The 14,608-nt window shown below is 69.4% G+C and carries 10 protein-coding genes and 1 pseudogene; 3 read left to right on the top strand and 8 right to left on the bottom strand.

Going from position 1 to position 14,608, the window contains the following annotated elements:
- Window positions 1-24: 24 nt before the first annotated feature.
- Window positions 25-2,661, top strand: a complete 2,637-nt coding sequence (locus EFAMC1_RS06285) for an ATP-dependent Clp protease ATP-binding subunit (RefSeq protein ID WP_154053457.1) — start codon at window positions 25-27, stop codon at window positions 2,659-2,661.
- A gap of 182 nt (window positions 2,662-2,843) precedes the next feature.
- Here EFAMC1_RS06285 and EFAMC1_RS06280 read toward each other — a convergent pair whose 3' ends face one another.
- From EFAMC1_RS06280 to EFAMC1_RS06245, 8 genes and pseudogenes are all read right to left on the bottom strand, one after another.
- A complete protein-coding gene (locus EFAMC1_RS06280) occupies window positions 2,844-2,996 on the bottom strand; it encodes a hypothetical protein (RefSeq protein ID WP_187324585.1) in 153 nt (50 codons plus the stop codon).
- A gap of 102 nt (window positions 2,997-3,098) precedes the next feature.
- On the bottom strand, window positions 3,099-4,322 hold the full coding sequence (locus EFAMC1_RS06275) for an ABC transporter permease (RefSeq protein ID WP_154053456.1): 1,224 nt from the start codon (window positions 4,320-4,322) through the stop codon (window positions 3,099-3,101).
- A gap of 1 nt (window position 4,323) precedes the next feature.
- Entirely contained in the window at window positions 4,324-5,088 is a 765-nt protein-coding gene (locus tag EFAMC1_RS06270; RefSeq protein ID WP_154053455.1) for an ABC transporter ATP-binding protein, read from the bottom strand.
- 2 nt (window positions 5,089-5,090) lie between these two features.
- Window positions 5,091-6,803, bottom strand: a complete 1,713-nt coding sequence (locus EFAMC1_RS06265; protein WP_154053454.1) for an efflux RND transporter periplasmic adaptor subunit — start codon at window positions 6,801-6,803, stop codon at window positions 5,091-5,093.
- A gap of 190 nt (window positions 6,804-6,993) precedes the next feature.
- Window positions 6,994-10,047 (bottom strand): ABC transporter permease, encoded by a 3,054-nt coding sequence (locus EFAMC1_RS06260; RefSeq protein WP_154053453.1) that lies wholly within the window; start codon window positions 10,045-10,047, stop codon window positions 6,994-6,996.
- Window positions 10,048-10,214: 167 nt separating this feature from the next.
- Window positions 10,215-10,889: pseudogene (locus tag EFAMC1_RS06255) on the bottom strand (ABC transporter ATP-binding protein); the annotation flags it as partial.
- Between the two features lie 190 nt (window positions 10,890-11,079).
- Window positions 11,080-12,174 (bottom strand): sensor histidine kinase, encoded by a 1,095-nt coding sequence (locus tag EFAMC1_RS06250; RefSeq protein ID WP_261981802.1) that lies wholly within the window; start codon window positions 12,172-12,174, stop codon window positions 11,080-11,082.
- 12 nt (window positions 12,175-12,186) lie between these two features.
- Complete coding sequence (locus EFAMC1_RS06245; protein WP_154053451.1) at window positions 12,187-12,867, bottom strand: response regulator transcription factor; 681 nt, start codon at window positions 12,865-12,867, stop codon at window positions 12,187-12,189.
- Window positions 12,868-13,054: 187 nt separating this feature from the next.
- On the opposite strand from EFAMC1_RS06245, the gene EFAMC1_RS06240 reads away from it, so the two are divergent.
- Together EFAMC1_RS06240 and EFAMC1_RS06235 are read left to right on the top strand one after the other, a co-directional pair.
- A complete protein-coding gene (locus EFAMC1_RS06240) occupies window positions 13,055-13,846 on the top strand; it encodes a Cof-type HAD-IIB family hydrolase (protein WP_187324584.1) in 792 nt (263 codons plus the stop codon).
- An 8-nt stretch (window positions 13,847-13,854) separates the two neighbouring features.
- Window positions 13,855-14,577 (top strand): GntR family transcriptional regulator, encoded by a 723-nt coding sequence (locus tag EFAMC1_RS06235; RefSeq protein ID WP_154053449.1) that lies wholly within the window; start codon window positions 13,855-13,857, stop codon window positions 14,575-14,577.
- Window positions 14,578-14,608: the final 31 nt, after the last annotated feature.

Below are 14,608 nucleotides of genomic sequence, written 5' to 3'. Positions count from 1 at the left end.
TGCTGCAATAAGGGGGAACCCCGCATGTTCGACAAGTTTACCGACAAGGCCCGCAAGGTCATGAGCCTTGCCCAGGACGAGGCGAGAAACCTCGGCCAGATGTACGTGGGCACCGAGCACCTCCTGCTCGCGCTCATCAAGGAGGGCGACGGCATCGCCGCACAGGCCCTGGCCAAGCTCGACGTCACCTACGACGAGGCGGTCGAGGCCGTGAAGGAGGTCACCGAGCGCGCGAGCGAGCCCGTGCCGGGCGGCCACATCCCCTTCACGCCCAGGGCCAAGCGCGTGCTCGAGGGTGCCTACCGCGAGACCATGAGCCGCGGCGCCACCTACATCTCCACCGAGCACCTGCTGCTGGGCATCGTGCGCGAGGGCAACGGCGTGGCCATGGAGACGCTCAGCCGCCTGGGCGTCTCCGGCGACGCGGTGCGCAACGCCGTGAACGAGCTCATCGACAAGAACAAGCCCGCCGACTCCGCGCCACAGGTGCAGGAGGTTCGCATCGGGCCGGACGGCGTGACGGTTGGCCCGGCCCGCCAGCAGTCCGCCCCCGCGGACGACTCCTCCATGCTCGAGCGGTACGGCCGCAACCTCACCTCGCTTGCCGCCGAGGGCAAGCTCGACCCCGTGATCGGCCGCGACCGTGAGGTGGAGCGCGTCATGCAGGTGCTGGCGCGCCGCCAGAAGAACAACCCGCTCATCCTGGGTGACCCGGGCGTGGGCAAGACGGCCGTCGTCGAGGGCCTGGCCCAGCTCATCGCGGCGGGCACCGTGCCCGACATGCTGCGCAACAAGCAGATCTGGACGCTTGACGTGGCCGCGCTCGTGGCCGGCTCCAAGTACCGCGGCGAGTTCGAGGACCGTCTCAAGAAGGTCATCGCCGAGGTGCAGAAGTCCGGCGACGTCATCCTCTTCATCGACGAGATCCACACCATCATCGGCGCGGGCTCGGCGGAGGGCTCCATCGACGCCGCCAGCATCCTCAAGCCGCCCCTGTCGCGCGGCGAGATCCAGGTCATCGGCGCCACGACGGCCGACGAGTACCGCAAGCACATCGAGAAGGACTCCGCGCTCGAGCGCCGCTTCCAGCCGGTGAACGTCAACGAGCCCAGCATCGCCGACACGCTGGCCATCATCCACGGCCTGCAGGACCGCTACGAGAAGCACCACCACGTGCGCTACACCGACGCCGCACTCGAGGCCGCCGTCACGCTCTCCGACCGCTACATCCAGGACCGCTTCCTGCCGGACAAGGCCATCGACGTCATCGACGAGGCGGGCGCCCGTACGCGCGTGCACAACATGGTGCTGCCGCCCGAGATCGCCGAGGTCGACGAGCAGCTGGCCAGCGTCCGCGCCGACAAGCAGAAGGCGGCCGACGCCCAGGAGTTCGAGGAGGCCGCCAAGCTCCGCGACCGTGAGAAGGAGCTCGTTGCCAAGAGGAGCGAGCTCGAGGACGCCTGGCACAAGCGCCTCGACGCGAACGTGGTGACCGTCGACGCCGATGCCATCGCCGACGTGGTCTCCTCTATCACGGGCGTGCCGGTCTCCAACCTCTCCGAGGCCGAGGCCTCCAAGCTCCTGCGCTGCGAGAGCGTGCTGCACCAGCGCGTCATCGGCCAGGACGAGGCCGTGAGCGCCGTGGCGCGCGCCATCCGCCGCAGCCGCTCGCCGCTCAAGGACCCGCGTCGCCCCGGCGGCTCGTTCATCTTCCTGGGCCCGTCGGGCGTGGGCAAGACCGAGCTGGCCAAGAGCCTCGCCGAGTTCCTCTTTGGCTCCGTGGAGGCGCTCATCACCTTTGACATGAGCGAGTTCATGGAGAAGTTCGCCGTGAGCAAGCTCGTGGGCGCCCCTCCCGGATACGTGGGCTACGACGAGGGCGGCGAGCTCACCAAGGCCGTGCGGCGCCGTCCGTACTCCGTGGTGCTCTTCGACGAGATCGAGAAGGCCCACCCGGACGTCTTCAACCTGCTGCTCCAGATCCTGGACGAGGGCAGGCTCACGGACGGCCAGGGACGCAAGGTCGACTTCTCCAACACCGTCATCATCATGACGTCCAACGTGGGCGCGCGCGAGATCGCCAAACCCGGTGCGATGGGCTTTGGCGCGGGGTCCGGCCAGCTCTCCGACAAGGAGATCAAGAGTCGCGCGATGGGCGAGCTCAAGCGCCTGTTCCGCCCTGAGTTCCTCAACCGTGTGGACGAGATCGTGGTGTTCGAGGCACTCTCGAAGGGCCAGATTCGCGGCATCGTGGACCTCATGGTGCGCGAGCTGCGCAACCGCCTCATCGGGCAGGGCATGTCCATCGAGCTCACGGACGCCGCTAAGGACCTGCTGGCCAAGGAGGGCACCGACCCGGTCTACGGCGCCCGCCCGCTGCGTCGTGCCATCCAGACGCACGTGGAGGACCCGCTGGCCGAGCAGCTGCTCGAGGGCACGTGGAAGGCGGGCGACATCGTGCTCGTCGACGTGGGCGAGGACGGCAAGCTGACCTTCACCAAGGGGAAGGGTGTCATCCCCGAGCGCACGGAGCGCGAGCATATGGAGCTGCCGAGCGCCACGCACTCGTGGGGCTCGGCCGGCGGCTCAGGCTCTGCCTCCACGCGCGGCGCGGGCGACGCGGGCCTGGACGCCACGAGCCTGGCCGCCACGAGCGACTAGGGCTGCGGTCAAAGAGCCTTTGGTGGCCCTCGAAAGGGCTGCCGACATAGCGTCACACAAGAGGGCTTCGTCCGAGCTGGACGAGGCCCTCTTCCCGTGCGTATGCGAGGCTGGTCGCGAGGCATGCGCGGCACGAGCGCCGCGCCGCAGTCCGTTGCCCGGAACGCCGGGATGTCGGCGCGCTACTCCACGTCCACGATGACGTCGGTCACCTTGACGATGGCGACGGCCGTCATGCCGTCTCTGGGCCCCAGCGCGTCGATGGCCTCGTTGGTGATGTCGGCCTTCACGACGGCGTCGCCGGCGCCCAGGCTGATGGCTCCGATGTCGTTCACGGCACCCTCGTGACCGACGTGATGGTGCCCTTGAGCTGGTCTCTGGCAGAGACCCTCATGGGAGTGCCCTTTCGATATGCGCGAATATGTCCGCACGACATTCTACTGGTAGCGGAGCGCCTCCACCGGGTCGAGCCGGGCGGCACGGCGCGCGGGGTAGTAGCCAAAGACGAGGCCGATGAGTACGCAGATGCCCGTGGCGATGCCCACTGCGTCGAGCGAGACCGCCGGCGTGACGTTCGAGGAGGCCCCCATCGTCCCGAGAAGGCCACTCGTGCTGGCCAGGTAGGCGAGCGCCCAGCTGCCCCCGTACCCTATGGCCACGCCGATGATGCCGCCCGCCACGGAGATGGCGATGGACTCCCAGAGGAACTGCGCCGTGATGTCACCGCGCGTGGCGCCCAGTGCGCGCCTGAGGCCGATCTCGCGGATGCGCTCGGTGACGTTGGTGAGCATCATGTTCATGATGCCGATGCCTCCTACCAGCAGCGATATGCCGGCAACGGAGCCCATCATGAGCGAGAACGAGTTCATGTAGTTGTTGAGCGAGTCGATGACGGACTTCATCGAGCCCACGTAGATGGTGTCATCCACCTGGTCCTCTGGGATACCGCCCATCTTGGCGAGCTGGGCCTTGGTCCTCTCCACGAGCGCCTCCACGTCGACGCCCTCGCGCGCGAAGCCGACGACGCTGTTGAGGCCAAACCGCCCCATGCCGAGGCGGTCCTTGGCGGTCTTGGGCGGCACCCAGGCGTTGCCGTAGCCGTCACCCGAGCTCATCATGGAGGTGTCCTCCACCACGCCCACGATGGTGTAGCTCGAGGAGCCCATCTTGATGGACTTGCCCGTGGGGTCGGCGTCCGGGTTGCCGAAGAGCTGGCGCATCACGTTCTGCGTGACGAGGGCCACCTGGGCGGCGCCGGCGGCCTCCTCGGCGCTCCAGGCGCGGCCGCGAACGACCTTGATGCCGTCCGCCCTGAGGTAGTTGTCGTCGCCGCCGGAGACCGTGAGCATGAGCTGCCCGTCGGGCGCCGAGGCGTCGATGCTGCCCATGTAGGCGCCGGTCACGAACTCGTAGTCGGGAAGCGCCGTGGCGAGGGCCTCCACGTCGTCCTCGTCCATGGTGTACGGGGTGTAGATGTTGATGCGCCGGGCGGCGTCGAGGCCCAGCTCGCCCACGAGCGAGTTGCGGATGCCGCCGATGAGCGAGGTCATGGCGATGACGGCGGCGATGCCGATGACGATGCCGAGCACCGTGAGCAGGCTGCGGCCGCGGTTGGCGTCGAGGGCGCTCGCGGTCTCGGAGGCGAGGTCGCGCGGGGTCATGTCACATCACCTCCGGGAGGGTGGCGAGCGAGGGCTTGGTCGGCACATCGGGCTTGGCCAGCGTGCCGCCCACGCGGGTGGCGGCCGTGAGGGCGCCTGCCTCGAGGCGGCCGTCGAGGATGTGGACAGCACGGTCGGCGCGGTCGGCCACGCCGGGGTCATGCGTGATGAGCACGATGGTCTTGCCCCGGTCGCGAAGCCGCTCGAAGGTCTGGAGCACCATCTCGCCCGTCTGGGAGTCGAGGTTTCCGGTGGGCTCGTCGGCCAGGATGATGGCCGGGTCGCACACGAGGGCGCGCGCGATGGCCACGCGCTGCATCTGGCCGCCCGAGAGCTCGTTGGTCTTGTGGTCCCAGTGGTCGACCGGCAGGCCCACGGCCGAGAGGGCCGCCACCGCGCGCGGCTCGCGCTCGCGCTGCGGCACGCCGCCGTAGGCGAGCGGCAGCATCACGTTGCGCAGTGCCGTGGCCCTGGGCAGCAGGTTGAAGCTCTGGAACACGAAGCCGATGCGCCGGCCGCGCACGAAGGAGAGGTCGTCATCGGAGAGCTTGGAGACGTCGAGGCCCTCGAGGCGGTAGGTGCCGGTGGTGGGCGTGTCGAGGAGCCCCAGGATGTTCATGAGGGTGGACTTACCCGAGCCCGATGGCCCCATGATGGCGACGAACTCGCCCTTCTCCACCGTGAGGGTGACGCCGCGCAGCACGTGGTTGAGGCCGGCACCCGTCTCGAAGATGCGGTGGATGCCCTGGATGTCGATGACGGGCATGGCTAGTCCACCTGTGCCGATCCGCCGGCGCTGGTCACGTTGCCGCTCTCGTCGTATTCGGTCCAGCCGCCGCCGGACGGGCCGGAGGAGCCGGACGCGCCGGAGGAGCCGGACGCGCCGGAGGAGCCGCCCGCATCCGCGGCGCCGTCGCCGCCCGAGATGCTCGCTGCCTCGGCGCCCGAGACGATGACGTTCTCGCCCTCGGCGAGCAGGCTCCCTGCCGTGGGCTCGACGGCCGTCTCGGAGCCGTTGGTGGCAAGCACCCTCACGAGCACCTCGTGCCCCTCGTGTGTCTCGGCGTCGTCCTCCACGGACAGTGTGCCGGTCCCGTCGCCCAGGTCGGTGACGGCCGCGCTGGGCACGATGAGCGCGGAGTCAATCGACTGCGTGACAATGCTCACGTCGGCCGTCATGCCGGGCTTGAGGCGTGGGTCGGGCGCGGGAATCACGAGGTCGACGGCGTAGGTCACCCCGCCGCCCCCGCCATAGCCGTAGCCTGCGGAGGCGTCGGACGAGCTCGTGGTGGCGATGGAGCGCACGGTGGCCTCGAGCGAGGCGCCGGTGACGGCGGAGAACGTGGCCGTGCCCTTCTGGTCGACGGCCACCTTGTTGATGTCCGCCTCGCCAATCTGCACCGTCACGGTCATCTGCGAGAGGTCGGCGATCTGGCAGAGTGCGCCGGAGCCGCCGCCCTGCGCCGCCGTCGCGCCAAGCTGCCCGAGCGCGGCGCCCGGCTGCGCGTTGAGCTCGATGACGCTCCCGGCCACGGGTGCGCGCACAGTGCGCTGGTCGGCCTGCTCCCTGGCCTTCGCGAGGCTGTCGTTGGCGGCCTCGAGCTGGGTCTGGGCGCTCTCGACCTGCTCGTTGGCGGCCGAGACGGCCTGCTCGGCGGAGCTGACGGCCTCCTTGGCAGACGAGGTGTCAACGGGCGCCGCCTGCGCGCCGGGGGCCGACGCTGCGGCCGACTGCGCCTGTTTGGCGGCCCTCTCGGCCGTGGCCTTGGTGCTCTTGGCATCCTTCAGCTGCTGGTTTGCCTGGGAGACGCCGCGCTTTGCCTGGTCGAGCGCCGACTGGGCGCTGCGCACGGTACGCTCGGCCTCCGAGACGGCGCGGTCGAGGTCGTCGTTCTTGATGGTGAACAGGACGTCGCCCGCGGCCACCTGCTGGCCGGTCACCACGTTCACGCTCTCGATGGTGCCGTCGATGACGGGCGAGACCACGGTCGAGGAGATGGGCTTGATCGAGCCCGACCCCGTGACCTTGGAGGTGAAGGGGCCGCGCGTGACCGGCTGCGTCACTACCTGCACCGTCGGGACGGCCTGCGTGGCGGAGACGTTTCGCCAGACGAGGAAGCCCGCCGCGAGGACCACGACGATGCCGGCCGCGATGCCGCGCTTGATGAGGCGCTTCCTGCGCCGCTCGGCGCGCATGCGCTTGAGCTGGGCGTAGGCCTCCTGCTCGGCGGGGTCGAGCTGCGTCGTGGCATCCGTGCCCCCGCCTATGGCAGCGACGCCTCCCGGCAGGTAGGGGTTGGGATGGAGCACCTCGAGGTCGGGCACGCCCGGGGGAAGCTCGCGGCCTGCGGTGTCGCCCTTGGCGGGGGCACCGCCCTGGTCCGCATCCGCGTCGCTCGTGTCGTCCAGGCTCAGGCCCTCGATGCCGACGGGCTCGCCTGCGGGGTCGCTCTCGTGATGATGGCGTTTGCCGAGTCTCATGGGGTCTCCCTCTCGTCGGCGGTCGGTTGCTTGAGGCTATCTGATAACTTGGGTCCGGCGGCCCTGGCCGGAGGGGCAATCCGCGAAAGGCGCTGCTCCGTCGGGGGCTGGTCAGAGGATCGCGGAGTCTTGTCTGCAAGGTCGCGGCGTGGCAGAGATGGCCCGGCGCCTGCACGTGGGAACGTGGCCGCTAGGACTCCATGCGCAGCGCCTCGACGAGGTTCTGCCGGTGCGTGCGGCGCAGGGCATAGAGCACCGAGAGCCCCAGCACGAGCAGCGCCCCCGCGGCGGCTGCCCCGATGTAGGGCCAGGGGATGGCCATGCCAAGGCCCGCGAACGAGTACTGCATCGATTGCCACATGGCCCACGACACGCCCAGGCCCAGGACCAGCCCGCCGAGCAGCCCGCGCCAGGCGTAGCTCACGCACTCGTAGGCGATCATGCGCACGAAGGCCCGCTCGCCCATGCCGGCGCTCCTGAGCACGGCAAACTCGCGCGTGCGCAGGATGATCGAGTTGGTGAGTGTGTTGAACACGTTGGCCAGTGCGATGAGCATCGTGATGACGCTGAAGAGCAGTGTGAACAGCTTGACGAGGTTGCCGCCGTCGACGTTGGCCTGCCGGTCGGCGGCGATGTTGTAGACGTAGGTCCGCATTGCCCCGTCCCCGCTGGGCAGCGTCAGGCTCGCGAGGGCGTTCACGTCCCGCTCGGTCGCGTCCGGGTCGGTTGCGCCCAGGTAGAGCTGGCCGTGGGCGACGTTCACGGTGCCGCCCGAGGCGCGCGACGTCTTCGCGAGGGCGCTCATGGGCATGACGAGGGAGGGAAACGACCCCACGGCTCCCGCCGAGGCAAGGACGTCGGGCACGCGGTCTGCAAGCGCGGCGACCTCGATGGGCTGGGGCGTGAGGCCGGCCTCGGCCACGGGGACGTCCTCGTAGACGAAGGAGCCGTTATCGTCCTGTGCGAGATTGGCGCCCCTGTCGTCGGCGAGCTTGAAGTAGCGCACCACGGGCTGGCCGCTCGTGTCCTCGAAGATGCCGAGGGGCACGTATCCGTCGCGTACGGGCAGGCCTGCGTCCACGGTGCGGTAGGCGTCGAGCGTGGTTGCCTCCGAGAAGGGCGCAAGGTCAAGGTAGCGCTGGCCGTTGTCGCTGCGGTACACGTTGAGCGCGATGGCCCTGGGGTGGGCGGGGTCTGAGAGCTGGGAGGCGTCGAGCCCCAGCTCGCCCACGTAGGCGGCCCAGCTGGCGTCGTCGATGTAGTAGACCGTGGCCGAGCCCGTGTAGTCGCCGTTTTCGGCGTAGGGCGACTGGGAACTCGCGGAGGCGCCCCCGCCTCCCGCCCAGTCATCCGAGAAGCCGCTCACGTTCTTCATCTCGCCGATCGCGCCCGCGTCGAGGGCGCGCGCTGGGATCACGATGCCCGTGTAACCGGACAGGAAGGTGCCGCGCTGGGTGGCGCCCTCGACGGCCGAGGCCTCGCTCGCGAAGCACTGGAACCGCTCCGCGAAGGTGGCCGCGTCGTCGCCGTCCTTGGCGTTGGCGGAGACGGCGATATCCGCGTCGAGCTCCCGGGCTGCGTCGGAGCCCGTGAGGCCCGCGATGGGCTGCAGGTAGGCGTCCACGGCGCCGCAGACGATGACGAGCGCCACGGAGACGGCGAGCGACACAACCACGATGCGCCCTCGCGAGCTCGAGCGCGTGAGGTTGCGATGCGCCACGAGGCCCGAGACGCCAAAGAGGGCGAGCGAGAGGCGACTGCCGGGGCCACCCCGCCCCCGCCAGCGGCGGAGCAGCCTCGCAAGGCCGCGCTCGCGCACCGTGCGCGTCTGGCGGATGGCGTCGACGGTGCTCACGCGCCCGGCCCGCGCCGCCGGTATCCAGGCCGAGACGAGCAGGGTCACGAGGGCGATGAGCGCGGCCAGGGCGATGACCTGCGGTTGCACCACGAGGGTGATGCCGATCTCGGTGCCCAGGATTGCCGCGAAACCGTCCTGCGTGAGCGAGAGGGTCGCTGCCGTGCCGGCGATGCCGAGGGCAAGCCCCAGCGGGATGCCCACACAACCCAGCACGAGAGCCTCGGCCAGGACGGTGTGCCTCAGCTGCCGCCTGCTGGCCCCGATGCCCGAGAGCAGGCCAAACTGGCGCATGCGCTCGGTCACCGAGATGGCGAAGCTCGTGTAGATGAGCGAGGCGGAGGCGACCATCACCACGGCCGTGAGGATGGCGGCAAGCGTCCAGAGGGTGCTCCAGATGGCGCGATCGTCGGTCATGCCCTGGTAGCGGAGCAGGTCGTTGTGCAGCAGGTAGCCGGCGGAGTCAGGGTCGACCTGGGAGGTGCCCGCGGCAGAGCCTCCCTTGCGCGAGGCCACCGAGCCGGCGAGCAGCGTGTTCGCCCAGCCCTCGAGGTCGTCGTAGCTCGTGAAGTCCGTGCTGAGGTAGGGCGCGGCGAAGCCCTCGGCGGTGCCTGCGGGCGAGGGCCCGGTGAGGGCGACCGTGCCGGCGGCCGAGGCCTCGTAGTTGCCAAAGTACGCAGAGTAGTTGTCGGGTGCGAAGAACCCCACCACGGTGTAGGTGCGCGTGCGAAGGTTCTCGAGCGCCTCGGTGCCCGTGTCCCAGCCGTTCTCGGCCGTGGCGTGGGAGTCCATGACCGAGAGGGTCGAGGTGGCGCCCGTCTCGTCATCGGTGAAGATGCGGTCTCCCAGTTCGAGCGTCACGGTGGAGCCCAGGTCGATGGGGGCGTCTGCCGAGATGCCCGTGCCGGAGGGCGTGAGGGTGCGCATGCCCTGGGGCAGCGCGATCTCGTCGGCGGTCTCGGGAAGCCGGCCCGCGCTGATCGCGGGGGCCTGCGCGAGGCCCACGTTTCCCGTGTACCTGGTGCCCACGGCCTGGGCGTCGCCCCTTGCCGTAACGGGGAGCGACTTGACCGTGAGGAAGGTGCCCAGGGTGTTGGCGAGGTCGCCGGAGAGCTGGGCGCTGCCAAGCTCGCGGCCCACTGCCAGGTCGGTGACGTGGCTGTTGTTGGCAAGCTGGGCGAGCTTTGCCTCCGAGACGCGAGGGCTTGTGACCTGCCAGGAGCCGTCGGCCTCGAGCGTGTGCTGGAGGAGACCGCCGCCGATGGAGGTGACGGTGGTGAAGATGGCCGTGACGAGCGTGCACGAGAGCGCGATGCCGATGATGGTGGCGAGCGTGCGGGCCCGGTTCCTCGCGAGCGTGCGCAGCGTGAAGCGGGTGAGGATGCCCATGGCTAGGCCTCCTCGCGCGGGGCGGGGGCGTCCGCGGGCGCTGCCGCCGTGCCCGCCGTACTCGCACGCAGGCGTGCGCCCAGCTCGGAGCCGGCCCGCGGGCCCTCCGGCATGCCGGCGTGGCCCGCGGGCGCCGTGGCAGCCACGCTCGCGAAGCGCCTGCCGCCGCGCCGCTCGTCGCTGGCGATGCAGCCGTCTTCGATGGCGACGACGCGATCGGCAGTGAGGGCGATGTCCTCGTCGTGCGTGATGACCACGAGCGTCTGGCCCAGCTGCCGGTTGCTCGCACGCAGGAGGGCCATGATCTCGGCGGAGTTCTTGGAGTCGAGGTTGCCCGTGGGCTCGTCGGCAAGCACGATGGCCGGCGCGTTCATGAGGGCGCGCCCAATGGCCACGCGCTGCTGCTGGCCACCCGAGAGCTGGTTGGGCAGGTGGTGCTCGCGGCCGCGCAGGCCCAGGGAGTCAACGAGCATCTCGAGGCGCCTCTGGTTGACCTTGCGGCCGTCGAGCAGCACCGGCAGCGTCATGTTCTCTTCCACGTCGAGCACGGGGATGAGGTTGTAGAACTGGTAGACGAGACCCACCTCGCGGCGGCGGAACACCGCGAGCTGCTCGTCGGAACGGGCGTAGATGTCCTCGCCGTTGAGGTAGACGGTACCCTCGGTGGGCCGGTCGACGCCGCCGAGCAGGTGCATGAGCGTCGACTTGCCCGAGCCCGACGAGCCGATGATGGCCACGAACTCGCCGGCTGCGATCGAGAGCGAGACGTTGTCGAGGGCGCGGACGGCCTGCTCGCCGGTGCCGTAGACCTTGGTGAGGTGCTCTGCGCTGAGGATATCCATGGCGGGTCCCTTCGGGTGTGGGCCTGGGGGCGTGTCGGGGGACCCGCCGGACACCGCCGAGTCTGGGCGCCTACGGGTCTGACAACCATAGTGCACGCTCAGCCTTGCTTCAGCCTGACCCGTCCGTGACGGTCCCGTCACTTTTCCGCGCCACCGGGCCTTGGCTCTGGGCATGCTGGTATTGCCGTCCCTACACCACGGTCTTGAAGAAGGTGAGGTCGAAGCGGGCGCCGGTGACGCGCCCGGCTGCGTCACGGACGTTGCCGGCCGTGATGCGGCCGTCCTGCGCGGTGACGAGGCTCTGCGCGAGCGAGAGGCCGATGCCCACGCCCGTGGGGTTGACCTCGCTCGTCCCCGCGCCCGTCGCGCCTGCCGCCCTGCCGCGGTAGAAGCGCTCGAAGACGTGCGGAAGGTCGGCCTCGGCGATGCCCGGGCCCGTGTCGCTCACGCTGATGCGGCAGGCGACGGCGTCCTCGGTTGCCTCGACACGCACGCGTCCGCCCGCCGGCGTGTGCTCGAGGCAGTTCTTGAGCACGTTCTCGAGGGCCTCGGCGCACCACGCCTCGTCGCCCGTGAAGCCCGCGCCCGCCTGCACGCGGCGCTCGAGCCGCACGTCGGTGAGGTCGAAGGGGATGGCGAGCGGGGCCGCTGCCGCGTCGACGAGTCGTGAGGCGTCCACGTGCGTCCGGCGCAGCCGCACGGCGCCCGCGTCGATGCGCGCGAGCTTGAGCAGGGCCTCGACGAGCCACTGCACCTGGGAGAGGAGCTGCTCGCTCGTGCGCAGGCGCCCCAGGAGCTGGGCGTGCGCGTCCGGACCCGCCTCCTTGCGGGCAAGCCCCAGTGTGAGGCCAAGCGAGGTGAGCGGCGTTCTGAGCTGGTGCGATATGTCTGCCAACGAGTCTGCGAGCGAGGCCTTCTCGCCCGCGAGCTCCTCGGCCGTGATGGTGAGGCGCGTGAGGGCCTTGTCGACCTCGCTCGCGAGGATCGCGAGCTCGCCCTCGTGCATGTCGGAGAGGTTGGGCGCACGGTCGTCGTACAGCGCCTCGTCAACGCGCTCGGCCATGCGGGCAAGCGCGCGGTAGCGTCGCCCCGTGACGGCCGCGAAGAGCGCCACGAGCGCAAGCCCGCAGACGGCCACCGCAGCGCAGGCCACGAGCGCCGCCTCCGTGCGGGAGCCGCTCCACACGACCCGTCCCACCAGCCAGCCGGCCGCAACCGCCACGACCACGACGACGGCAGCGGCACCGAGCAGGGCCCGCCTCAGCTCCCTGTTGCGAAACAGCATGGCAGTCCCGCCCTACTCGCAGCTCTTGTAGCCAAGGCTCCGCACGGTGACGATGAGCCGGGGGTGCGCCGGGTCGTCCTCGATCTTGTCGCGCAGGCGCTTCACGTAGACCGAGAGCGTGTTCTCCTCGATGTAGGCGCCGGCGTCCTCCCAGAGGGCTTCGCGCACCATGTCGCGGGTCACGAGCTTGCCGGGGTTGGTGGCGAAGAGCAGAAGCAGCCGGTACTCGAGGGCCGAGAGCGCGAGCTCCTCGCCGCTCCGCGTGACGCGGGCGCGCGAGGGGTCGATGGCGAGTGGGCCCAGCGCGATGCTTCGCTGCTCGGGGCGCGAGCGCCGGAGCACGCCCGCGATGCGGGCCATGAGCTCGCGCGGGCGGAAGGGCTTGGCCACGTAGTCGTCGGCGCCCATGGTGAGGCCGGTCACGGTGTTGAACTCGTCGCCCGACGCGGTGAGGAAGATGACCGGCGTGCTGGGGGAGGCCTGCTTGATGGCGTTGCAGACGGCGAATCCGTTGCCCTGGGCGAGCGTCACGTCGAGCAACGCCAGGTCAAAGGGGCGGCTGCCGGCTCCAGTGGCGCGCGCGATGGCCTCGTCCTGCGTGGCGCAGGTGTCGACGTCGTAGCCCTCCGCCTCGAGCAGCTCCGAGAGCGCCGAGGTGATGATGGGGTCGTCCTCTACGAACAATATGTGCATGAGTGGAGCCGTCCCTTTCTCAACTCGCTTTCCTCAATGAGTCCATGAAAGCTCATTGCTTTTTATTACTAGACTAGAAGCTTAGCGCGGATGAGGAATTGGGATCCCAAGGCTGAATTCTGCTGGTAAAGCTAAATATGTATACTATGTGAAAAAGTGCTTTAACGAACCCGCGCCGGGAGGCATCTTGATCAAGGTTGCGTTCTTCGACATAGACGGCACGCTCATCAGCGACAGGACGGGCCACCGCATCCCGCAGGACACGCGCGACGCCCTGATCGAGCTGCGCCGCCGCGGCGTCACCCTGGCCATTGCCTCCGGCCGCTCGCCCGCGCAGCTGCCGCCGTGCATCACGGGTGGCTTTCCCGGGCTCGAGGACGCGTTCGACGTGTACGTGACCCTGTCGGGTTCGCTCTGCTACGACGGGGGCGGCGTCTTCCACGAGACGCCCATGCACCGCGCGTCCAAGGAGCGCTTCTGCGCGCATGTGGCCGAGGGTCGCTTCGACGCCCTCGCCCTCATGCGCGACCGCGTTATCTCGAACCGCCACAGCGAGAAGATTGCCGAGCTGGAGAGGCTCGTGGGAACCACCTTCCCGGCGGGCGACTTTGGCCGCGTGCTCGAGGAACCCTGCTACCAGTTCTGCGCCTTCGTCCCGCCCGAGCGCGACGACCGGGTGCGCGAGCTCATGCCCGACTGCATCATCGCCCGCTGGAGCGACCTGTTCTGCGACGTGATCCCCGCCGAGAGCAGCAAGTCCAGAGGCGTCCAGGCCACCCTCGACCACCTGGGCCTCACGCGCGAGGAGGCCATCGCCTTTGGCGACGGCGGCAACGACACGACGATGCTCGAGTACGTGGGGACGGGCGTGGCCATGGGCAACGGCACGCCCGAGGCCAAGGTCGCGGCAGACTACATCACCGACGACGTCGACAAGGGCGGCATCGCCCATGCCCTTGCCCACTTTGGCCTCATCTAGGGAGCTCCATGGGAACGCCTAAGTACCTGCAGATCAAGACGGCACTGCTCGAGGAGCTCGAGAGCGGCAAGTTCGAGTACGGCGACAAGTTCTACAGCAACACCGAGCTCATCGACCGCTTTGGCGCGAGCTCCATCACCGTGATCCACGCGGTGAACGACCTCGTCTCCGAGGGGCTGCTCGTGCGCTACCAGGGCAAGGGCACGTTCGTCTCGCGCTCGCGCAAGAAGCGGAGCGTGCTTTTGAGCGAGAACGAGGTGTTCACGGGCAAGGACGGCGTGGAGACCGTGCGGGTGGTGGCCCTCGAGCGCCGCGAGGGCGACGGGCGCTCCGACGACGTGGTGGCGCGCCTGGGCCTTGCCGACGACGAGGCCTACTACGACATCGAGCGCGTGCGCGCCTTCGACGGCGTTGCCTACCAGATGCACGTCTCGCACATCCCCGCGCGCTACGTCCGCCCGGACGTGAAGCCCGGCTACTACGAGTCCATCTACCAGCGCTTCAAGGGAGACTTTGGGCTGCACCTCTCGCGCGAGGCGTCGAGCGAGGTGCTGCGGGTGCTCAAGGGGGCGCCTGCGCGCGTGGCGGAGCTCCTGGGCCTCTCGGCTGACGAACCGTGCATCTACAAGACCCACCTCACCACGCTCGAGGGCGACCAGGTGGCCGAGTACACCGAAATGTACAAGCGCTGGGACTACTTCGAGATCCAGATCGACGAGCAGCGCCGCTAATGGGTCATTTGGGGACGTGTTCGTTTTGCAC

It is taken from the genome of Olsenella uli, assembly GCF_901212675.1.
GTDB lineage: Bacteria > Actinomycetota > Coriobacteriia > Coriobacteriales > Atopobiaceae > Parolsenella > Parolsenella uli_B.
The sequence above is the reverse complement of the archived record's forward strand: the minus strand, read 5'-3'. Positions and strand labels throughout refer to the sequence as shown.

Coding starts and splice junctions, on each gene's coding strand:
- EFAMC1_RS06245 (WP_154053451.1), bottom strand. CDS start 12,867: ATGCACATATTGTTCGTAGAGGACGACCCCATCATCACCTCGGCGCTC.
- EFAMC1_RS06250 (WP_261981802.1), bottom strand. CDS start 12,174: ATGCTGTTTCGCAACAGGGAGCTGAGGCGGGCCCTGCTCGGTGCCGCT.
- EFAMC1_RS06235 (WP_154053449.1), top strand. CDS start 13,855: ATGGGAACGCCTAAGTACCTGCAGATCAAGACGGCACTGCTCGAGGAG.
- EFAMC1_RS06275 (WP_154053456.1), bottom strand. CDS start 4,322: ATGACCCCGCGCGACCTCGCCTCCGAGACCGCGAGCGCCCTCGACGCC.
- EFAMC1_RS06285 (WP_154053457.1), top strand. CDS start 25: ATGTTCGACAAGTTTACCGACAAGGCCCGCAAGGTCATGAGCCTTGCC.
- EFAMC1_RS06270 (WP_154053455.1), bottom strand. CDS start 5,088: ATGCCCGTCATCGACATCCAGGGCATCCACCGCATCTTCGAGACGGGT.
- EFAMC1_RS06265 (WP_154053454.1), bottom strand. CDS start 6,803: ATGAGACTCGGCAAACGCCATCATCACGAGAGCGACCCCGCAGGCGAG.
- EFAMC1_RS06260 (WP_154053453.1), bottom strand. CDS start 10,047: ATGGGCATCCTCACCCGCTTCACGCTGCGCACGCTCGCGAGGAACCGG.